The organism is Myceligenerans indicum, assembly GCF_016742955.1.
GTDB lineage: Bacteria > Actinomycetota > Actinomycetes > Actinomycetales > Cellulomonadaceae > Myceligenerans > Myceligenerans indicum.
In genome coordinates this window covers 16,237-36,954 of the sequence record NZ_JABBYC010000018.1, presented here as the reverse complement: position 1 = coordinate 36,954, position 20,718 = coordinate 16,237, and the positions used below count along the sequence as shown (strand labels likewise).

At 68.7% G+C, this 20,718-nt stretch carries 16 protein-coding genes, 2 tRNA genes and 1 pseudogene; 9 read left to right on the top strand and 10 right to left on the bottom strand.

What is annotated here, in order from left to right:
* Positions 1 to 160: 160 nt before the first annotated feature.
* The 4 genes from HGK34_RS22685 to HGK34_RS11595 form a co-directional block, all read right to left on the bottom strand.
* Positions 161 to 1,759, bottom strand: a complete 1,599-nt coding sequence (locus HGK34_RS22685; RefSeq protein WP_201847364.1) for a peptidase inhibitor family I36 protein — start codon at positions 1,757 to 1,759, stop codon at positions 161 to 163.
* Positions 1,760 to 2,070: 311 nt separating this feature from the next.
* Positions 2,071 to 3,903: an acetolactate synthase large subunit gene (locus tag HGK34_RS11605; RefSeq protein WP_201847362.1), complete on the bottom strand. Its 1,833-nt coding sequence runs from the start codon at positions 3,901 to 3,903 to the stop codon at positions 2,071 to 2,073.
* Positions 3,904 to 4,258: 355 nt separating this feature from the next.
* On the bottom strand, positions 4,259 to 4,684 hold the full coding sequence (locus HGK34_RS11600) for a hypothetical protein (protein ID WP_201847360.1): 426 nt from the start codon (positions 4,682 to 4,684) through the stop codon (positions 4,259 to 4,261).
* A 331-nt stretch (positions 4,685 to 5,015) separates the two neighbouring features.
* Positions 5,016 to 5,089, bottom strand: a tRNA-Pro gene (locus HGK34_RS11595).
* 237 nt (positions 5,090 to 5,326) lie between these two features.
* On the opposite strand from HGK34_RS11595, the gene HGK34_RS11590 reads away from it, so the two are divergent.
* The 5 genes from HGK34_RS11590 (at position 5,327) to HGK34_RS11570 (ending at position 7,438) form a co-directional block, all read left to right on the top strand.
* Positions 5,327 to 5,397 (top strand) — tRNA-Gly (locus HGK34_RS11590).
* Positions 5,398 to 5,530: 133 nt separating this feature from the next.
* A complete protein-coding gene (locus tag HGK34_RS11585; RefSeq protein ID WP_201847358.1) occupies positions 5,531 to 6,832 on the top strand; it encodes a site-specific integrase in 1,302 nt (433 codons plus the stop codon).
* The gene (locus HGK34_RS23760) at positions 6,718 to 6,975 is read left to right on the top strand and encodes a tyrosine-type recombinase/integrase (RefSeq protein WP_201847356.1); all 258 of its coding nucleotides are present in this window, start codon (positions 6,718 to 6,720) and stop codon (positions 6,973 to 6,975) included. Before HGK34_RS11585 ends, HGK34_RS23760 begins: the two co-directional genes overlap by 115 nt.
* An 89-nt stretch (positions 6,976 to 7,064) precedes the next feature.
* Positions 7,065 to 7,286 (top strand): helix-turn-helix domain-containing protein, encoded by a 222-nt coding sequence (locus HGK34_RS23755; RefSeq protein WP_201847354.1) that lies wholly within the window; start codon positions 7,065 to 7,067, stop codon positions 7,284 to 7,286.
* A complete protein-coding gene (locus tag HGK34_RS11570; RefSeq protein ID WP_201847352.1) occupies positions 7,283 to 7,438 on the top strand; it encodes a helix-turn-helix domain-containing protein in 156 nt (51 codons plus the stop codon). Before HGK34_RS23755 ends, HGK34_RS11570 begins: the two co-directional genes overlap by 4 nt.
* Before the next feature lie 102 nt (positions 7,439 to 7,540).
* On the opposite strand, the gene HGK34_RS11565 is transcribed toward HGK34_RS11570, so the two are convergent.
* Positions 7,541 to 8,665, bottom strand: a complete 1,125-nt coding sequence (locus HGK34_RS11565) for an ISAs1 family transposase (protein ID WP_201847350.1) — start codon at positions 8,663 to 8,665, stop codon at positions 7,541 to 7,543.
* A gap of 283 nt (positions 8,666 to 8,948) precedes the next feature.
* Between HGK34_RS11565 and HGK34_RS11560 the strand changes: the two genes are divergently transcribed.
* From HGK34_RS11560 to HGK34_RS11545, 4 genes are all read left to right on the top strand, one after another.
* Complete coding sequence (locus tag HGK34_RS11560) at positions 8,949 to 9,329, top strand: hypothetical protein (protein WP_201847348.1); 381 nt, start codon at positions 8,949 to 8,951, stop codon at positions 9,327 to 9,329.
* A gap of 7 nt (positions 9,330 to 9,336) precedes the next feature.
* On the top strand, positions 9,337 to 11,823 hold the full coding sequence (locus HGK34_RS11555; protein ID WP_201847346.1) for an orotidine 5'-phosphate decarboxylase / HUMPS family protein: 2,487 nt from the start codon (positions 9,337 to 9,339) through the stop codon (positions 11,821 to 11,823).
* A gap of 20 nt (positions 11,824 to 11,843) precedes the next feature.
* Positions 11,844 to 12,314: a GNAT family N-acetyltransferase gene (locus tag HGK34_RS11550; protein WP_201847344.1), complete on the top strand. Its 471-nt coding sequence runs from the start codon at positions 11,844 to 11,846 to the stop codon at positions 12,312 to 12,314.
* Positions 12,315 to 12,593: 279 nt separating this feature from the next.
* The gene (locus tag HGK34_RS11545; RefSeq protein WP_244666642.1) at positions 12,594 to 14,627 is read left to right on the top strand and encodes a DUF2075 domain-containing protein; all 2,034 of its coding nucleotides are present in this window, start codon (positions 12,594 to 12,596) and stop codon (positions 14,625 to 14,627) included.
* A 51-nt stretch (positions 14,628 to 14,678) separates the two neighbouring features.
* On the opposite strand, the gene HGK34_RS11540 is transcribed toward HGK34_RS11545, so the two are convergent.
* From HGK34_RS11540 to HGK34_RS11515, 5 genes and pseudogenes are all read right to left on the bottom strand, one after another.
* Positions 14,679 to 15,539, bottom strand: a complete 861-nt coding sequence (locus tag HGK34_RS11540; RefSeq protein WP_201847342.1) for a phosphotransferase — start codon at positions 15,537 to 15,539, stop codon at positions 14,679 to 14,681.
* A 4-nt stretch (positions 15,540 to 15,543) separates the two neighbouring features.
* Positions 15,544 to 16,524, bottom strand: a complete 981-nt coding sequence (locus HGK34_RS11535) for a thiopeptide-type bacteriocin biosynthesis protein (protein ID WP_201847340.1) — start codon at positions 16,522 to 16,524, stop codon at positions 15,544 to 15,546.
* Between the two features lie 10 nt (positions 16,525 to 16,534).
* Positions 16,535 to 17,683 (bottom strand): annotated as a pseudogene (locus tag HGK34_RS22675) (lanthionine synthetase C family protein).
* Positions 17,680 to 18,081, bottom strand: coding sequence for a lantibiotic dehydratase C-terminal domain-containing protein (locus tag HGK34_RS23750; protein ID WP_372433117.1), 402 nt, complete (start codon positions 18,079 to 18,081; stop codon positions 17,680 to 17,682). Before HGK34_RS23750 ends, HGK34_RS22675 begins: the two are co-directional and overlap by 4 nt.
* 20 nt (positions 18,082 to 18,101) lie before the next feature.
* On the bottom strand, positions 18,102 to 20,612 hold the full coding sequence (locus tag HGK34_RS11515) for a lantibiotic dehydratase (RefSeq protein WP_201847335.1): 2,511 nt from the start codon (positions 20,610 to 20,612) through the stop codon (positions 18,102 to 18,104).
* Positions 20,613 to 20,718: the final 106 nt, after the last annotated feature.

Genomic DNA, 20,718 nt, shown 5'->3' with positions numbered 1-20,718 from the left:
TTGTTTCTGAGTTCTATTCTTTCCCGCCGCCGATGGCGCAACAAGAGAATCGGGCTGTCACGGAGGTGCCGGAGCAATTCCTGCCGGGGAATCGAGAAATGGCACGATCCTGCCACCGAATTCGGTGGCAGGATCGTGCCAGTTCACTGGGATCCCGGGATCACATGTTCACGCGAATCCCGAAGTCACCGCCGTACACGTTCGTGACGTGCACGCTGTTCGAGCCGCGAGGTACTGACGCCTCGACCATCTGCCCGTTTCCTAGGTAGATCGCGGTGTGGTAGGTGCTCGACCAACCGCCCCACATGATCAGGTCGCCGCGCCGCAGGTTGCTCATGGAGACCTTCGTGCCCTTGCTGAGGTGGGCGCCGGTGTAGGTGCCGATGTCCACGCCCGCGCCCTGCCAGAACGCGTACTGCGTCAGGCCGGAGCAGTCGAAGCCGTACCGGCTGCGGTCGTCGTATCCGCTCGGGCTGCAGCAGATGCCGTAGGTCGGGCCGTACTTGTTGCCGCCGCCCCACGAGTAGGAGTAGCCCTTGCCGGTCTGGGAGAGAGCGGCTTCGATGACCCGCTCGACCTTCTCGGAGTACGAGCCGCTGGTGTCACCGCTGGTACCGCCGCTGGTGCCGCCACCCCCGTTGTAGACGGGGCACTCGGAGCCCGTGATGAACTTGTGGGAGGCGTTGTTGTTGTAGACCGTACCGTTCAGCTGGCCCTTGAAGCCCGGAGCCACGGCCTGCGAGGAGCCGCCGTAGTAGCTGTTGTAGAAGACGCAGACCGTCTTGCTGGACCGGTTCCACACCGAGGCGGCGTTGTTCTTGATGCACTCGCCCTGGCCGTTGCCCGAACCCTTGAACTCGTAGCAGTCGGGCTGCGAGGCGCCGTAGTCGCCGATCGAGTCGGTGAAGTCCGAGATCGAGCCCTCGTTGCCGCTGTTGTAGTAGTAGCAGAACTCGCCGCTCTCACAGGTACCGCTGCGCGAACCGCTGCCGGCAGACGTGGTGCCGAGGAACTGGTGCGACGCGTTGTTGTTGTAGACGGTGCTGTTGAGCTGGCCCTTGTAGCCGGGCGCGATGTCCTGGTACGAGCCGCCGTAGTAGCTGTTGTAGTAGACACGGACCGTCTTGGAGGACCGGTTCCACACCGAAGCGGCGTTGTTCTTGATGCACTCGCCCTGGCCGCTGCCCGAACCCTTGTAGTCGTAGCACGTCGGCTGGGCATCACCGTAGTTGCCCGCGGACTCGGTGAAGTCCGAGATGGACCCCTGGTTGTTGCTGTTGTAGTAGTAGCAGAACTCGCCGTCCTCGCAGGTACCGCTGCGGGCCCCGGTGTCGGTGCCGGCACTCCCCACGAACTGGTGCGACGCGTTGTTGTTGTACAGCTCCGCACTGAGCTGGCCCTTGTAGCCCGGGCCGATGTTCTGGTACGTGCCGCCGTAGCCGGTGTTGAAGTAGACGCGAACCGTCTCACCGGAGCGGTTCCACACCGAGGCCGCGTTGTTCTTGATGCAGTCGCCCTGGCCGCTGCCCGAACCCTTGAAGTCGTAGCACGACGGCTGGCTGGTGCCGTAGTCGCTGACCGACGCGGTGAAGTCCGAGACGGAACCGGCGTTGTTGCTGTTGTAGTAGTAACAGAACTCGCCGCTGTCGCAGACCCCGTCACGTGCCGCGGCCGATGCCGGCCCTGCCACGCCGACCGCGATCCCCAGGATCGAGGCCACCAACGAGACCACCGCGAGAAGCGCAGACGCTCTTCTCATCGAAGTTTCTCCCTCCAGCGGGTCGCGGAGGCGACCCGATAATTTCCCAACCGATTCGGGTTTCGAACCGGACACGGGAATACTGGCAATTCCCGGAAGCACCCGGGAAGTGGGAGAAAAGTGCCATCCCCTGGAGAGGAAATGCCGGGACAGCAGCATCCTGTGTGGCCTCAAGATGCCTTGTGCGCGCGTGTCACCAAGAGGCCACCGAGCCGTTTTACGTCATATGGCGAGAGGTCGAACCACCCTCGGCGAACCCCTCGCCCCCGGCCCGGGGACCCGGCATTGCGGCGGGCCCCCGAGCCGTCCGATCAGCTGTCGTCGCCGAATGCGAGCTCGTGGTCCCGGGCGTACCGGATGCGGTCGTTCCCGACGCCCTGGGGAACCATCGGCCACACCATCGAGTCGTCGCTGACCACGAAGTCCAGCACCACGGGGCGGTCGTTGATCCCCAGGGCGGTCTCGATGGCCTGGTCGATGTCCTTCTCGTCCTCGACCCGCAGGGCCGCGCAGCCGTAGGCGTCCGCGAGACGGACGAAGTCAGGGATCCGCGCCGTCTCGTGTCCGGTGTGCAGAGCGCTGTTGGAGTAGCGCTCGGCGTAGAAGAGGGTCTGCCACTGGCGGATCATGCCGAGGGCGGAGTTGTTGATGATCGCGACCTTGACCGGGATGTCGTTCAGCGCGCAGGTCGCCAGTTCCTGGTTCGTCATCTGGAACGAGCCGTCGCCGTCGATCGCCCACACGACCCGGTCGGGCCGGGCGATCTTGGCCCCCATCGCCGCCGGGACGGCGAAGCCCATGGTTCCCGCACCGCCGGAGTTGATCCAGTGGCGGGGGCGTTCGTGCCGGAGGAACTGCGCGGCCCACATCTGGTGCTGGCCGACGCCGGCGGTGTAGACGGCGTCGGGCCCCGACAGCCGGCTGATGCGCTGGATCACGTGCTGCGGAGCGATGAGCCCGTCGGTGGTGGGTGCGTAGCCGAGCGGGTAGTCCCGCCGCAGACCGTCGAGGAAGGACCACCACGACGACAGGTCACCCGGCGACGCCGGACGCACGGCCCGCAGGGCTCGGCCGAGGTCGGACAGTGCGGTGCGCGCGTCGGCCACGATCGGCACGTGCGCGTGCCGGATCTTGGAGATCTCGGCCGGGTCGATGTCGATGTGGACCACGCGCGCCCGTGGCGCGAAGAGTGCGGTGTCGCCGGTGACCCGTTCGTCGAACCGGGCACCCACGGCGATGATGAGGTCCGACTCCTGCAACGCGAGCACGGCGGGCACGGAGCCGTGCATCCCTGGCATGCCGAGGTTGAGGGGGTGCGAGTCCGGGAAGACCCCGCGCGCCATCAGCGTCGTCACCACGGGCGCGCCCGTCAGCTCGGCGAGCTCGCGCAGTTCTGCCGCGGCGCCTGCGCGCACCACTCCCCCTCCGGCGTACAGCACCGGACGAGCGGCCCGGGCGATCTCCTCGGCGGCGCGTCCGATCTGGGTCGAGCTGACGCGCCGGGGCGCGCCTTCGACGTCGTGCCCGGCCGGGGGCCAGGCGAACGGCACGGCAGCCTGCTGGGCGTCCTTGGTGATGTCGACGAGCACGGGTCCGGGCCTGCCCGACCCCGCGAGGCGGTAGGCCTCGGCCAGCACCCCCGGGATGTCGGCCGCCCTGGTCACGACGTAGGAATGCTTCGTCAGCGGCAGCGTGATGCCCTCGATGTCGGCCTCCTGGAAGGCGTCGGTTCCCATCAGCGCGGAGTGCACCTGCCCCGTGATCACGAGTAGCGGCACGGAGTCCGACCGGGCGTCCATGATCGCGGTGACAAGGTTCGTCGCCCCCGGCCCGCTCGTCGCGATCGCCACGCCGACCTTGCCGGACGCCACGGCGTAGCCCTCGGCCGCATGCCCGGCGCCCTGCTCGTGGCGCACCAGAATGTGCCGCAGCGTGTCGGAGTTCATCAGCGCGTCGTAGACGGGCAGGATGGCGCCGCCCGGCATGCCGAACACATCGGTCACCCCCAGCAGCTCGAGCGAACGGACGACGGCGTCCGCGCCGGTGAGGGCTTCCCCCGCAGGGGCCGGGCCGTCGACGACCAGACGCGGTGACGGGGAGGACGGTGGGTTCGGGGTGCTTGAAGCGGCGGCGATGAAGGCCATGGCGTGCTCCTGGACTGGTGAATGACCACACGACAGCCGGGCGCCGGGCGCCGGCTGTCAGCTTGACTGGCGGTCGCGGGGGCTCACGAAGATCCGATACGAGCAGCCCACGTGTCGGTCGCCGCGCCCACGGATGTTCCACACGGGCTCAGGGCGACACGATCGCGCCGAAGGTGCCGAGAAAGCGTCCAGGGTAGGAAACGCCGGCACGGTGACTTTAACACCACAGCCGGACTCGCCAAGGACGGCATTCACCCGTCCACGTGGGACGATCCCGACGCCGTCACGCGCCGGCGCGCCTGTCCCGACACGCCGGCCCCGGCCTTCGCCACCTCGTCCGAGCTGCCAGGAGACGTCATCCGCCCTGGCAGAACCCGGTCCCGCCCGTGTAGCACTGTTCACCGTTCTCGAAGTTCCGGACCGGGGACCCGGGTCGGTCCCAGCGGATCTGCGGGACGGCGAACAGGACCAGTGCCACGACCACGGCGGCCGCTACCAGCCCGTGCCAGGCCAGCAGCCGTCGCCTGTGGTTGTACACGCCGGCCACGGTGGCCACCACCACGAGCACCACGGTGGTGACGGCCAGCACCCTGTAGGTGACGATCTCGCCGTCGTCAGGCATGCAATAGGCGCCGAAGAAGCACAGGTACGCCGACAGGTGGTTGTGCAACATGAGGACGATCCCGAGAACAGCACCGACCGATGCGGACGCCTCGATGACTCGCCCGAGCCGACGCCGGTTGCTCGTAGGGCCTGCAGCATCGTCGTGAGAGTGCTCCATCTCGCACATTCTAAGAGGTCAAAGGCCGCAGACCCAATGAAATCACCTAACGGGCCCAACTGACGCCGAGCTGCTGGACTCGTTCGCCGCGCCGCCGGGTCCCGAAGGCGGGAACATCGAGGCGTTGACCGCGTGGATCACGCAGGCGCGTGCGGCGGGCCTGCCCCACGCGCACTCCCTCGTCCGCGGTATCGAACAGGCTCAGACCTCGGCGAGGTGCACGACCACATCGCCGATCCTGTCCCCACTGCCCGCTGAGGGTGACCGCGTGCGCCCATGGTGCGCGCAGGAAGGGCCAGGTCAGAAGTGTGTCTGACCTGGCCCTTTGCAGTCGGGGCGACAGGATTCGAACCTGCGACCCTCGGCTCCCAAAGCCGATGCGCTACCAAGCTGCGCCACGCCCCGGACGCCCGGTCTCCAGCCGGGCCAGAGCAAGTGTAGTGCCACAGGTCAGGATCGCCAGGACACCTGCTCACCGACGCGCCGTCACGCACACCCGAGTTCCGCCGACGTGACGAATCGCCCTCGATGGAGGCGGCACGAGGCCCCGGACATTTGCTATCGTGAGCCCGCGGTTCGACGGCGGACGGTGCGCTCGGAGGGGTCACCCCAACCATGGCACATACCGTCGTCGGGACCCGCGCGGGCGTAGCTCAATGGTAGAGCCTCAGTCTTCCAAACTGATTACGCGGGTTCGATTCCCGTCGCCCGCTCACGATGCGGACGGGCAGGTCAGAGGCTGTTTCTGACCTGCCCGTCGCGTGCTCCGCGGGGCTTGGAAGCTCTTCTCCGTGCCCTTATGTGCCCTAAGTCTGTGACGGCTGGGGCAGGAGCAGGAGCACGACGATGTCCGACTCCCCCACGATCAATCCCGCTCGCCGCGGTGACGCCTCCACGCCTCAGGGCGTGAGAGCGCCACGACGCACCCGGCGCGCCGCGTACGGCAACATCCGGGAGACGCGGCCGGGCCGCTTCCAGGCCCGGTACACCGGCCCGGACAAGAAGCGCCGACCCGTCGGCACGTTCGATACCTACGACGCTGCCGCCGCCGCCCTGGCGAAGGTCCTCGCCGACGTGCACCGCGGCACCTACCGCGAGCCCGAGACCGGCGAGATCGCCCTGGGCGAGTACGCACCACGCTGGCTCGCGATCCGCGAGCTCAAGGACACCACCCGCAGCAGGTACGACGACCTCCTGCGCCGGTGGATCCTCACCCCCCTGGACGTGCCCGGCACCGCCCGCCAGATCGACCTGAGCACATACCCGCTTCGCTCGATCTCCCACGGCGTCGTCAGCGAGTGGTACGCGGCGCTGAAGGTAGCCACGGCCAAGTCCGCCGAGGAGTGGCTCGCCCGGGGACCCGGACCGTCCGAGGCGCAGCACGTGCGCGCGTGGGCCCGGCAGAACGGCCGCCCGGTGAAGGAGTCCGGGCACATGTCCACCGCGCTCTGGGAGGCGTGGCGCGCCGCCGGCTCTCCCCCGGCGGCCGAGGCTCCGGAGAAGTCGGCGGCGGTGACCGGACGCACCCAGGCCGCCCGCGCCTACGCGCTGCTCCGCACGATCTGCGGCGACGCCGTACGCGACCGGCTCCTGGACGCCAACCCGTGCGCAATCCGAGGCGCCGGCAAGACCAGCCCCGCTGAGCGCGTCATCCCGGCGGGCAGCGTCGTCGACATGATCGCGGCCGCCTGCCGAGGCAGCTCGGAGGGTTACCGCGCGGCCGTGATCGTCTCGGCGTGGTCCGGGCTGCGGGCTGGTGAGCTGTTCGCCTTGCGACGACAGGACGTGGAGCGGACGCGCTCCGGAGGCGTTCGGCTGCGAGTCCGTCAGGCACTGGTGGACGTCACGGGGAAGCCGCTGGCGTTCGGCCCGCCGAAGTCCGACGCCGGAAAGCGCCCCGTGCACCTGCCGCCCGAGGCTGGCCAAGCGCTCCTCAAGCACCTCGACCAGTTCACCGGCCCCAGCCCTCAGGCACTGGTCTTCACGACCAGCACCGGGCGCCCTCTCCGGGCAGCGCAGCGCAGCGCACCCAGATGTTCTCCCGAGCCAAGGCGCGCGCGGGCATGCCGGCCGAGATCCGGTGGCACGACCTGCGTCACCTCGCCGCGACCCGTGCCGCCGAAGCCGGCGCGACGCTGGCCGAGCTGATGAAGCGGATCGGACACTCCACCGTTGCCGCTGCCATGGTCTACCAGCACGCGACCGACACCGGCGATGCCCGACTCGCCGAGCGCATGGCAGCACTTGACGAGGAGTACAGAGGCGGGAACGTGATCGCGTTCCCTGCCTGATGTAGCGGGCCCCGTCCGGGTCAGGACACCCGGGCGCGGTCCCGCACCTGATTCGTGCATGGACGTCGTCACGAACCGGGAGATGAGCCATGAGCGCTACTGCCTCTTCGGCCTCGACAGCTTTCGATCCGCTCCTCGACACCGCCCAGGCGGCACAAGTACTCGGTATCTCCCGCTGGTGGTTCGGAGAGCTTGTGCGCCGCGGTCAAGTCGGTCCCTGCGCCCGCATCGGCAACCGGATCCGCGTCCGCCTCTCGACCCTCGAGGAGTACCTGGAGCGTCTCCACGGTGACCCGAGGATCCGTACATGACATACGGCGACATCGCCGACTACCTCGGCATCTCGACCTGGACAGCGGGCGAATTGGTCCGCAGCGGCGAGATACCAGGGAGGCGCGTCGGACGCCGGGTGCTCGCCACGCGTTCCACCGTGGACAGGTACCTCGAGCGACGCACCGAATGAACATGCCGATACAGACCCAAGAAGCCCCGGTGTCAAGCCACACGCCACTCATCGGCTATCGAACTCGCTCCCAGCCGCGTCGGACCCAGGGCCTCGGCAAAGTCATGCCTGTAGGAGTGTGTGAACGGGCCGGTTGACGTCTCGGGCGTGATGTCGCAGGGCTGCGGCGATGTTGTTCCAGCCTGTGGTGCGCAGGATCGCGATGGCGGTGTTGTGTAGGGCGGCCATGTTCTGGGGTGCGTGGCCGGTGTGGATCTGGCAGGGGTCCTCGTCGAAGGTGATGTCCCGCACCCAGTGGAGCCTGTTCTCGATCGACCACTGTCCGTTTGCCCAGGTCGCGAGGGTGGCGGGGTCGGCGATGCGGGCGCCGGCGGAAGTGACGAGGTAGACGACCTCGACGGTCTTCTTGCCCTTGACGGTGATGGTGCGTCGTAGCTGGGCGACCTGGGCGGCGCCGGTGAATTCGATCCAGGCCGGGGCGTCCAGGACCTTGATGGTGCGCGTCGCGCGCCGGCCGTGCCCCCGGTCGGTCGAGGTGGTGGCGGGGATCAGGGCCCAGGGCAGTGCCTTGAGCATCGCGAAAAGCACCCGGGAGTTGCCCTTGACGGTGAAGACGTAGTGCGCGCCGGCGGTCACGATCTGGGCGGCGGTCGTCTTGTTCGTGTGTAGCGCGTCCAGGGTCAACACGGCCCCGGTCAGATCCAGCAGCCCGAGCAGCACACGGGCCGCGGTGATCTCCGAGCCCTTGGCTTCCACCCCGACCTGTGCGGCCACGGTCCCGGTGACGTGGTCCAGCGCGGCGACCAGGAACGCACGGGCGGCGCCCTTCTTCCGTGCGCCGCGTACGGCTTTGCCGTCGATCGCGTAGACGCGCCGCCCGCCGGTCTTCCGGGCGCGGGTCACCGCCCAGGCACCCAGGGCCTCCTCCAGCGCAGTCGGGTCCAGGCGGGACAGGACCCGACGGAACGTGGACTCATCAGCGGCCCGGCGGACCATGCCGAGGCGTGCCAGACGGACCCGCCCCGCGTCCCCGGCCCACTCGGCGATCGCGGTAAAGCCTCGCGCGCCGGTCAGGACCGCGCACAGCGCCACGGCGACCAGCGCACCGACCGAGTGACGCCGACCACGTCGGGCCCGCGGGTCGGGCAGCTTGGCGAGGAGCTCGATCAGAAGGGTCTCGGACGAGACGGACTTGGAGGTCAGGGCGGTGGCACGAGACGATGACATCAGCGCGGGTGTGTTCCTGCAGGTGAGAGCGGTCTGGCGTAGGAACCACCGATCCAACCCGCACCGGGACGCACCCGCGCACCTCGTCTCACCAGCAAAGACGCAAGTCAGACCCCAACCACCACACTCCTACAGACCAGACTTTGCCGACGTCCTGGGGCGGGAGCTGAAGGCGCTGCGCCTGGCCCGCCGACTGAGTCAGCGCCGGTACGCCGCGCACCTCGGCCTGAGCGACGTCGCCCTGTCCGCCGCGGAGCGGAAGGGCGCTGCGATGGTGTTCCGGATGGAGACGCAGGAGATCCTCGACACGGATCTGGAGCAGGCCTCCAAGTCGGTGCGGGAGCGGTTCTGGCTGTTGCTCGAGGGGCCGGAGGACGGCGACCTCGCCACCGTCTCGGCGACGCGGACTGCGGGCGCAACCGCCCTGCCCCGCTGGCATGTGCCCGACGAGGCGGGAACCGCCGCGCTGAAGGAGTTCGTGGCGTCCGATTCTCGCGTCTTCGTGCTGTGCGGCCCGGCGGGTACGGGGAAGTCGACGCTGGTGCAGTCCACGATTGCGTCGTTGGCGGGGACAGCGGACGTCCAGATGCACCCAGGCGCTGAGGCGAGTGCGACCGATCTGGCTGCGGCCGTCCTCCGGTACGGCTCCGTCCCGGTCGGCTGAGGACGCCTTGCTGACTCTGGAGCGGACGGCGGAGTCCTTGTCCCGCCCTCTGGTCGTGATCGTGGACGGGATCAACACCGCGGGCGTGCTCGGCTCGGTGGGGCGGGCAGTCGACACGATCCTCCGTCAGGCCGCTGCGCCCGCGCTGCGCTTCGTCCTGGTGATCCGCACTCCCCCGGCGCCCGATCTGTCGGGCTACCCGCTGCTGGCTGCATCGCTGTTTCGCCCCAGCAACGGCGCTTCGCACACGACCGCCCTGTGGTCTCCATCCACCGCCCCCCGCGCGTGGGAGCAGGAGCAGCAGCCTGGCGAGACCGCGTTCGCAGATCTACCGGCGCACCTGCAGGATCTTGTCCGGCTCCCGATGTTCATGTCCCTGCTCCGCGAGGGCGCTGTCGCCGTTCCACTGCGCAAGGCCAGCCCATACCTGCTGGTCGACCAGTGCGTACGAGCCATCGTGGACCGGTCCGTGCACGACGTCGATGAGGTCGTGCGAATCCTGGGCGACGCCGCCGGAGCCGGCCTCGGCCGACGCCTGCCGCTCGCGCGGCAGTGGTTCCCCCTCGCCGCCGTACCCGAGACCTTTCCCGTTCCCCCGGAACTTGCTCAGCGCACCCCGAGCGGGCGCGTCGAGTTCTCCCACGACTTGGTCCGGGAGTACTTCGCTGCGTCCCGCCTGGTGCAGGTCGCCTCGGACCCCGGACGTTCCCGGCTCGGCGATGTGATCAGCAAGCTGTCGGACGCCGCCGATACGAGCGCCATCGCCGCCGGTCTGCTTCGGTTCTTCGTGATGGCGGTCGACGAGGCCACGCCCGCGGCGTTGTCAGCCATCGCGCTCGCTCCAAGCCTGGCGGGAACGACGACCCTGGCCCGCCTGCTTGACGTCGCAACCGACGGATCACGCTTCACGACGCCCGACGTGCTGCGCTCGTGCGCACGCGCCTGCACTGGGAACCCGGCCTCCCTGCCGGTGGTCCGCGCCCTGCTACGCCAGCCGTCGCTCCCCGCGGCGCTGGGGAGCGACTGGCGCTCCTGGCTGTCCGGAGCGCTGCACGACCACGGCTCGAAGGTATGGTCCGACGTCGCTCAGCACGTCGAGGCGCACTTCGACGGCGCCGCGGCCGCTCAGTTCGTCCAGGAAGCTGACCTCAACGCCCCCGACGTCGCAGCGTTCCTGGCGAACCACCTGAATCTGTTCATCACACCGGACGACCACGGTGGCCTGGTCGCACGGTTGCTCAACCACGTGGACTGGCGCGTCCGGGCGGCCGTCGCGACAGGGCTCAGCCACATGGATCCCGCGGCCCCTGCCATGACTCGAGGGTTCGAGCACCTCGTGGCCGATCGCGACTACAAGGTCCGGGCCACCAGCTCCCAGCTCCTGCGCACCGCACCCGACGACGTCGTAGCTGGTGTCCTTCCAACCTTGCTGGACGACGACGTCTGGTACGTGCGTGCCCAGGCGCTGGAGAGCCTCGCCCGCCGCGCGGATCCTGACGATCTGGTCCGGGCTGCGCTGGCGCGGTGTCGTTCTCAGGAGGCGTGGCGCCATGCGCCCCGGTACGCGCGTGATCTCCTAGATCGGTTGTCGCTGCTGTGCGACAACCCGGCGAAGGTCGAGCAGGCCGTCGTGCCGCACGCCGTCGTCCCCCTGCTGCGAGAGATCCGCACCGGTGCGGTCGCCCCTCCGCCCGAACGCACTGCGCTGCTCGCCGATCTCGCCTCCCGGTCAGGGACCTGGCTGGCTGTCCGCGAAGGCAGAGCGGTTGCCGCCCAGGCCGCCCGTCGCGGCCAACCAACGCACGATCTGATGACCAGCGCGGCGTACCGCCGGCTGCGCGGCGGAAGGCACCTCCAAGTCGCTCTGGACGTGCCCGACCTGGATCTGGCCGTCGCCGTCGCACAGTCCGCAGTCGACGCGGGAGCAACGTTCATGGAGGTCGGTGATCCCCTCATCAAGTCCAACGGCGTCTTCGCCATCGAGACGGTCAAGCGTGCCGTGCCTGACGCGCTCGTTGTCGCGGAGATGATGTCGTCGGACTGGGGACGCGACCAGGTGGAGAACGCCGTCGAGCACGGCGCCGACGTCGTCCTTCTGATCGGACCCGCAAGCAGCGCAAGCGTGGCCGCGGCATGCTCCGCTGCCCGACGCCTGGGGACCTCAATACTCCTGGACGCCCCCGCCGAGCGGCACTCCGCCGAGTGGGTGGGCGAGATGGCCCGGGCCGGCATCGACGGACTCGTGGTCACCACCAACATCGACCTCGGCCCCGGAGGACGAGAGCCGTTGGAGCGTGCCCGGCAGATCCGCGCGTGGAGCCAGCTTCCCGTGGCGGTCTCCGGCGGCTTCACCGCCGCCGACCCGTCCGTCGTGACAAGCCCCGACTGGGACATCCTCATCGCCGGACGCGCCGTGACCGAATCAGCCGACCCTCACCGCGCGACAGCCGCCCTGACCGACCTCATCGTCCGCACCCCCGAGAGGACTCCATGAACGACGTACGGAGCGTCACCGTGTCCCCGCTGACCGTCCCCATGATTGCCGACGTGATCGAGCTGATGGATATGGGGGCGCCATTCATCACCGCGCGAACCGCGTCGGACTACTGGGCGTACGCCACGCTCTTCTCCTCCACGTGCCCGGTCGCGCACGTCGAAGGCGTACTCGCCGGCGCGGTCATGGCGTTCCGCAGCCAGGACGACCCCTCCGAGGTGTACGTGCAGGACGTCATGGTGCACCCCGACCACCAGCGCCAAGGCATCACCACGGCGCTGCTGGGCTCCGTGCGCGCCCAGGCGCAGGAGTGGGGCTGCCGCCGCATATGGCTCACCTCGGAGCCCAACAATCAGGCCGCCGACGCCACCTGGCGGAAGCTGGGCTGGTCCAACCTATCCGGCGACCGCGAGGTCGCCGGCGTCCAGGTGATCTCCAACTTCAAGGGACCAGGCAAAGACCGCGCCGTCTACGAACTCCTCTTGAACTGAACGGTAGGGCAGATTGGATTGCCAGGCGAGCAGGCGCTGATTGCGTCATGCAGCAATCCTTCCCATGCAACGCCGTGGCAGATGCACGATGGGGGCACAACTCCCGACTTCAGCTCGGCTTGGAAGGCACTGCGCTGCCAGTTGACCGGCAACTAAGGAGCGTGTCGCCGCTGGCGTCTCACCTGCACAAACAGCGTTCCGACTGTTAGCCTGCGGGCATGCTGGATCCAAGCGATGAGAAGCGTCTCGTGGGGACTGTGCGCGGCTGGGCCATGACGCATGACCGGCTTTGACATCATCCGGCTTCCTTTCACCGACGCCACGGGAGCCGAGTTGAGGAATAGGGATCTGCGCTACGCGAACTGGCCGGTCGTCTACATCTTGAACAACGATCGTGAGGTGTACGTCGGCGAGACCGCTAACGTGGCGCGGCGAATGGCGGAGCACCGGCGTGACCCCGCCAAGGTCCAGCTGGATCAGCTGCGCATCATCTTCGGCGACAGCTTCAATAAGTCCGTCTGCTTGGACCTGGAGTCGTACCTCGCTCGGTACCTGCACGGCAATGGGCAGCACGAGGTCACCAACGACATCCGCCAACTCACCTCGCACGATTACCACGAGCGCGAATCCTACGAGCGCCTTTTCGAGAAGGTCTTCGCCGAACTCGGTGGGCATGGCCTAATCAACCGATCGATCCGAGATATCGAAAACCTTCCGCTCTTCAAGTTCTCGCCGTTCAAGACGCTCAGCAACGATCAAGAGACCGCGGTCACGGAGATCGTTGAGGGCCTTCTCGTCGATATCGAAGCCGGACGTTCAAGTTCCATCGTTGTGGAGGGGGCACCTGGCACAGGAAAGACCACGGTCGCGATCTTCCTGCTCAAGTTGCTCCGTGACATCGGGAACGACACCAGAATGCCCACCGCTGATGGGTTGTTCGACGCAACCGACTCCGGCCTTGCGTTCGCCGCGTACGGCAGCGAGCTCCGAAACCGCCGCTTGGGCATGGTCATTCCGCAGTTGTCGCTGCGCGCCATGGTCAGCAGCGCCTTCGAAAAGACCGACGGGCTGAGCCGCGAAATGGTGCTCAGCCCGTTCGAGGTCGGAGAAGACGCAGAACCCTATGACGTTCTCGTCATCGATGAGGCACATCGCCTTATGCAGCGCACCGGATTGTTCAACAGTGCCCAGTACGACCGCTTTGACGCCATCTCCAACACATTGCTCGATGATAACGCCAGCCATAGGTCCAATGCTCTCGACTGGATCCAGGCTCGGAGCAAGCACCAGGTCTGGATTCTCGATATCAACCAGATAATCAGGCCATCGGATGTTCCCGCCTCCGTACAGCGCACCATCATCGATTCAGCCCGGGACCAGGGCCGTTACTACCAACTGAACACCCAGATGCGCGTGCGTGCTGGTTTTGACTATCCGCGATATATTCGTCAGGTTCTCAGTGACGAACCACCCTCGTCAATCCCGCAGATCGCGCCGTACGACCTGCGGATGTACGACGACTTCGGCGCGATGGTGGATAAAATCAGGGAGCGTGAGGCCGAATATGGCCTCGCACGGCTCGTGGCTGGTTATGCCTGGCCCTGGCGATCGTGGCGGGACAAGGACGCGTTTGACATCGAGATCGACGGCCGGTCGCTTCGCTGGAACACCGAAATGAGGTGGGTCGAGTCGCCGACGTCGGTCGACGAGGTCGGATCCATCCACACAGTCCAGGGCATCGATCTCAACTTCGCTGGCGTCATCATTGGCCCAGATCTACGGTTCGATCGCGAACAGCGAAGACTCGTGCTCGATCGGGAGAACTACCACGACCGCAAGGGCAAGGCCAACGCGAGAAATCTGGGTGTCGTTTACAGCGACGACGACATCCTCAGCTTCGTTCGGAATATCTATACCATCCTGCTCACCCGTGGCATCCGAGGCACGTACGTCTATGTCTGCGACCCGGCATTTCGCGAAAGGCTCCGGCCGTACTTCATGCCGACCGGTAACGACCACATCAATCCGGCCTGGACGGCGAGCCTGGCGAAGGCTGAGCGAGCAAACTCAAAGCTCTACGAACTGGTTCGCACACTCGCCAATGACATGTCGGAGCACTTTCCGCCACCGGCCGTCGGACCGCGCAGGCTCTACGGCATTTCCTGCCTGCTCACCTGGTCGACACATCGCGTCGTCGTCGTGAACGACGACATCGACGCCCCCGCACGGAAACGCCTCGCGAACGCGGGTTGGAACGTCACTGGAAGCGATCCTGATGAGGTCAAGAAAGCCCTGGCCGCCACCAAGAAGTGATAGACACGGCACCGGTCCCTTGTGATTCCGCCGCCAGAGTGTGGCAGGATCTCATGCACAGAGCATGGCGGCGTGGTCGCGCAGAACTGGCAGGAGCAAGTCGTGCGGGGTGTCCCGTCGTCGCCATAGCTGCTCTGCGACCACGACCTGCTGGGCGTATCGGCCGTGCTCGCCGTCCAGAACGTCGGCGAACCGCGAGCGGACCTCAGCGGCCAGGTCGGGCGCGAGGAGGCTGTGTACCAGCAACGTCGCGGCGTCGTACCCGAGCGGGCCGCTGCCCCAGCCTTCCCAGTCGAAGACGACGAGGTCCGGACCGGCGAGGTTGGCCCAGTGGAGGTCGCCGTGGCAGGTCATCCACGGGTGCGGGCCGTCGGACGGGCCGAAGTACTCGGCCACGAGCTTGTCGGCCCAAACTGGTCCGACGGTGAAGCGGTCGGTGGGCACGGTGGCGACGTCGTCGAGGGCCGTGCGCAGCGCCGACCACCACGAGTCCTTGAGAGAGCCGATCGCGAGCGGCCTGGATGGGACGGGCCTGGTGTTGAGCGGATCACGGTCGCTGCACTCAAACACCTCGACCGCGTAGCGCCACGGTTCCGCCTCCCACTCGTCGCGCACCAGCAGCCGCGGGCGGGGGACGGCGGCTGGCAGGTCGCGCTGAGCGGTGGCGTTCCCGCGCCAGAAGGTCTGTGCGATCTCTCCGCTGCGGCCACTGGCCAGCCGGAGCCAGACGCGCGCGCCGCCGACGATGACCGGTCCGGACAACGTCCGTCCGCGCCAGCCCCAGATGAGCTCGGCGCCCGATGCGGCCCGGCCGTCGAGACGTTCTGTCGCGTGCTCGAACGCGTTGAGCATCCGGGAGCGGGTCGACGTGTCGGGGGCGACCGTCGTGATGGTGGCGGTGTGTCGGGTCACGAGCTCACTCCAGGATGGCGAGCCGGGCGGCGCGTGCCCAGACGGCCTGCTGATCAGTGGTGAACCCGGCGCGGTTCCAGCAGAAGGCGACGACGCGAGCCAGGACTGTCCTGACGCCGGCCTGAAGCCGACCCTCCCGGACGACGGCGGCGAGCTGCTCCCCGGCGTTCTGCATCCCGGTAGCCCACGTGCTCAGGCCGGAGAATCGCGGCTCGTCGGCGATCAGGTGCGTCAGGTCGGCGGCCAACGCGGTACGTGCCTTCGCCGCCAGCTTCGCGATCTGCTCGTCGGTCGCTCGGGCGGGTGGCCGCTGGGCCTGAACGCGCGCCCAGACGTCGCCCTGCTCGTTCCATTCCACGCCGGCCGCCCGCATGAGGTGCGACAGGACCATCAGAGACGCCACGGACCTGCCCAGTCCGTCGCAGGCGCGGTCGGCGGCGGCGGCGTCCAGGTAGGTGAACAGGCCGACGGCGTCGGCGACGTGGATCGCATGGACAGCGGCGAGCCCCTCGCGTCCGCCGAACGCGGCCGTCTCCGGTTCGTAGGGCGCCTGCGTCCACTGGCCCAGCGCGCCGTCGGCGATCATCGCGTCCAGCGCGGCGTGCAGATCATTCGGCATGGCCGCCGACTCATCGGGAAGTCGGTAGCGCAGCCGCCAGCACGGTGCCTTACGAACGAACCACCATGGCTCCTGCATCACCGGCGACAGGCCAGCGCGGAACACCGTCTCGGCCGCGGCGTAGTCGGTGAACTTGAGATTGACCTGTGCCCAGCCACTCGGAGCGGGGGCGAGGGCTGCCCGGCCGGCAGTGCGGTATCGGGTGGCGGCTCGCGCCAGGCGTTCAGCGCTCGTTCCCGCCAGGCGCGCTGCCGTTATCGCGTCAGTGCCGGTCAGGTGGGCCAGGACGGCGTTCTCCAGGTTCCCGGACCCAAGGTCTCCAGCCGCGGCAGCCATCGAACGGGCTGTCAGCTCGTGCGTGGTCATGTTCCTCCGTTCAGGCAAGTGCGAGGCAGGTGTCCCAGTCCGCTGCCCGCGGTCCGGGTGGGTGCTCGAGCGTCAGCTGGATTCCCGGCGGTCCTTCGAGCAATCCGGACGGGCGGGCGGCCACCGAGGATGCAGATCGCACGCGTGTGGTCCAGTGGTCGATGTGCTGGACGAACGACTGCGGGCAGTCGGCGTCGGCGGCCACGCGGCGCACGGCCTGCAGGACGCCGGCCGGGCCATGGCACAGACCGCTGCCGATCAGCGCGCCGGTCTGTGCCGGGTCGGCCAGGCACGCGACCAAGGTCGTCTCGGCCGCGAGCTTCCGCCGCCGGTCGCCGGTGGCCATGGCGGCGAGCTGCTGTGCTCGCGCGATCCCTGGCGTTCCGTAGCACCACGAGGGTGCCAACGCGCCGGTGTCGTGGTCCCGCGACCATCGCGCCCAGCCGCCCTCCGGCCTGCGCTAGGCGTCCAGCCAGTCCAGGATGCGGCCGATCGCGTCGAGATCCCCAGGCACCCGGATGCCCCGCCGCACGGCGAGCGCCAGCACGGCCAGCGGCCCCGTGATGCCGTGCGCGAGTCCGGTGTTGGCATGCGCGCCGGGGCGAGCAGGCGCGGAATGGTGATGCCAGACCCGCCAGCCGGGATGAGCGACGCCACCGGTGCCGCGCAGCGGTTCAGTGAGGCGGACCAGGTAGGACAGCAGCGCCCTGGTCGTGTCCGGGTCGGCGCCGCGAGCCAGGAGCAGCGTGCCGATGCCGGTCAGGCCGTGCATGAGGTCGTATTCGGCGAAGGCGGCGGGCTTGCCGGCGTCGATGCGCTGGTGCGCGGCCGCGAGGCGTCTTCTCGTGTGGGCGGTGACGACGTCGTCGAGGCGGTCCATCGTGGGGCCGCCCCAGCCCGCGATATGCAGGACGTATGTCAGCGCGGGCGCGCCGAAGAAGATGCCCGCGTGCGGGCCGTCGACCAGCGGCATCGCTGCACGCGCGAGCCGATTCAGCGCTTCCGCGTGGGTGGGATCGTCGGAACGCATCGCATGTACCAGCGCTGCACCGAGGTCGCCTCGGGACAGAGACTGGCGCGCAGCGACGTCGAATTCGCCGCCGCTTGCCGAGCTGGTCTCCCGCTCGGGCGGCACTGTGCCGGCCTTAGTGGTGTTCATGCGGGCGCCCCTTCCCGAAGTGCTGGCTGACCGCGGCGAGCAACGCGGGAGACTGCGGCCTGTCGTGCTGCGTGGAGGATCTGGAGTTCCCGTTCGCGGTCGATGCCCAGGGCGCGGTTGTGGTGCATATGCAGCAATGCGCCGAGGATTCCGGCTGGATCGGCGCCGTCCGATCGCAGCACCGCGGTATACCTGCCCAACGCGTCGCGGCGTCGTGCCCAAGCGGCCAGCAGCCGTTCCCCGTGTGTCGTCCGGCCGAGGAGGTCACGCCCTTCAGCACCGGCCAGACGGGATACCAGCCCCTGCAGGTCTCTGCCAGGCCGCGAGGACGAGTCCGCGCGAGGGCGCTGGAGGAACCAGTCCAGCCCGGCCCGCTCGCCGAGGAATCCGCAGGCCAGTTCGAGGATGCTCGCCGCCGTCAGGCCCGCGCGCCACGTGCCGATCTCCTGGTCTGCGGGAATATCGAGAGCGGCAACACCGTCCGGCGCCGTGTCAGCTGCGCCAGAGCTGCTCTGGAGTCAGCCATGAAGAACGCCTCGGCCGCCTCCAATACGGCGCCGGTACCGTACCGCCCGGTCTCGGGCGTGTCGGTGTCCCAGAGGATCCGGCGTACCAGGCCTTCCTGGCGTGCCTGGGCTACCCAGCCCGCGATGTGGCGGGCGACGACGCCGAAGTCGTCCGGGCTGTGCAGCCGCAGCCGTAGTCGCAGGTGATCGTCCGGATCGGTGTAGCGCGTGAACCACCAGTCCGTGATGCGAGGTTCGCGTGCCAGCTCGGCACGCAGAGCCCCGTCCAGGACGACGTCGGCCAGGTCCGCCGGGGTGTACACCTTCAGCAGGCAGGTCCGCGCGGAGCCGGGATGACGCGCGTCGCCGCGCCGCGCGAGAACGAGTCCGGCGAGCGGCTCGGGTGCGGGAGCGGGAGCCTGCGTGGCGGCGAACTCCATCGTCAGCTGGTTCGCGTACCCGATCCATCCGTATTCGGCGAGGTCGGGTGCTTCCGTGAGCGTGACGCGTCCTTGCCGGGTGACGTCTTTCAGGAGCAGTTGGCGGTGGCCAGGTTCGGTCAGATCCAGTCGGAGGCGCTGGTCGTAGCTGCCCAGGAAGACCCGGTCCGGAACGTCCCAACGGTCGAGCCAGACGTCCAGTGCGTAGGGAGGGGCGACGTCGGGCCGGTCGATGTCATTGCGATCCAGGCGCCATCGGGCTTCGGAGAGCACCACCTTGCCCGTGCGGACTCGGGGCAGGAACGGGAGGCCGGCCGCGGCACCCCAGGAGAACGGCGCCATGACGACGGCATGCGCCCGGGGCAACTCGTAGAGGAAACGGACGACCGGGTGGGTGGCAGACACCGGTTCGAGAGCGTTCAGCACGAACGGCTCGATGCGGCGCCCCGTGGGTACGTGGACCAGGAACATGCGGCTCGTGGTGGCTCCGACGGCCACGTCGGCCAGGCGGATCGTCGCGTCCTGGTGGTGCTCGCCGACGGCGATCACGTCGGACGCGGCCTGGACGGAGCGGGTCACGTTCTGAGTCCGAGCGCGCAACGCGGGGCTGGAGATCTGGACCCGCACCGCGCTCTCGTCGAGCGTGGGCAGGGCCGCCAGCGCCGCGATGCGCTCGTCTCGCTCGCCCGGTTCCAGCAGCGGCAGGAACCGGCCCAGCGTCACCCCGGAGGCGAGCGACAGTCCGCCGCACACGACCCGGAAGTCTCCCTTGTCGATCGCCGCCGCCGACCGGGAGTAGACGGAGACGTTCATGGCAGTGCTCGCCGGGACCTGGCCGGGTTCGGCGACGCTGAGGGCATCGACGTCCGCTGCGCGCAGGACGATCTCGCGTGCTCCAGCCGCGGCGGCCCGCTGAACCAGGGCCAGCAGGTACGCGTCGCGGTCGGTCAGGGCGGCTGGGGCAACGGCGGCGTCCGCGCCCCGATAGCCGGCGGGCAGGCCGATCCCGGTCGCAGGGTCGACCAGCTCAGGTACCGGCACCAGCGTGCCGAGGCTGTAGGTCTCCAGGAACCGCGCGTGGTACTCGCGCCAGGCGGGCGCGCCGTGGGGATGCGGGGAGATACGCGCCATGACGGCCAGCGCCCGCTCGGTCTCCCGCGCGACCCTCGTCGAGACGGTCGCCTCCATCCCGGTCACCCAGTTGGTCATCACCGCATCGGGTTCGGTCTCGGCGGCGGCTCGGACGGCTGGTGCTCGGTGCGCCGCGAGGTGCCCCATCGGGTCGGCGATGGTCGACGGCGGTCGCACGTCCGTGTGCAGGAAGCCTTCGCGCACCAGCCCGACGACGGCCTTCAAGACCACCGAGTGGGGCACCTCCGGGTACGACTCGCCCACCGCGTCGAGCAGGTGGACCACCGCGACTGGCGCAGACGCGTTCCCGAGGATGGCGACCAGGGCGTCCGTGGCACGCAGACGGGCCTCGGCGGGCCCGTCGATGCCGGTGCGGTGCGGAAGGACGAGCATGTCGGCCCGACGGCGAATGGTCTCGTCAGCGACCACACGACAGTGCCGGAGCACGTCGGGATCGGCCTCCAGCCGGCCGATCTGGTCGTCGAGCCACAACGCGTCTGGCCGGATCCGCACCTGCGGCACCTGGTGCGAAATGCTGGTCGCCCGCGCGAATCGCGCCGGGCCGACCCCTGCGAGCAGGCCGAACGGGCTGGGCCGGGTCGTGGCCCGGAGTTGGTAACGCGCCACCGATAGGCCGATGCGACGCAGAGCCCGCGTATCTGGCGCAGCCCCCGGTGCCAGAGTCCCGGCCACCGCGGCGGCCAGGTCGGGGCTGGCGTTCTCGACGGCGCGGCGGAACGACTCGTGACCCCAGACCGTCGTCAGCCAGTCGATGGTGTCGGTCGGTCGGGCGTCCGGTCCTGGGTAGACGGGGCTCTGGTCGGAGACGGGCAGGGCTGCCGTGCGGATCAAGGCGTGGGGAAGGTGTCGGTAAATGAGTCTGTCCTTTCCGCTCCGGTTGGTGCCCGGTGCCGGGACGGCCGAGTCGGCGGCGTCCCGGCACCGGGAGCATGGGTGC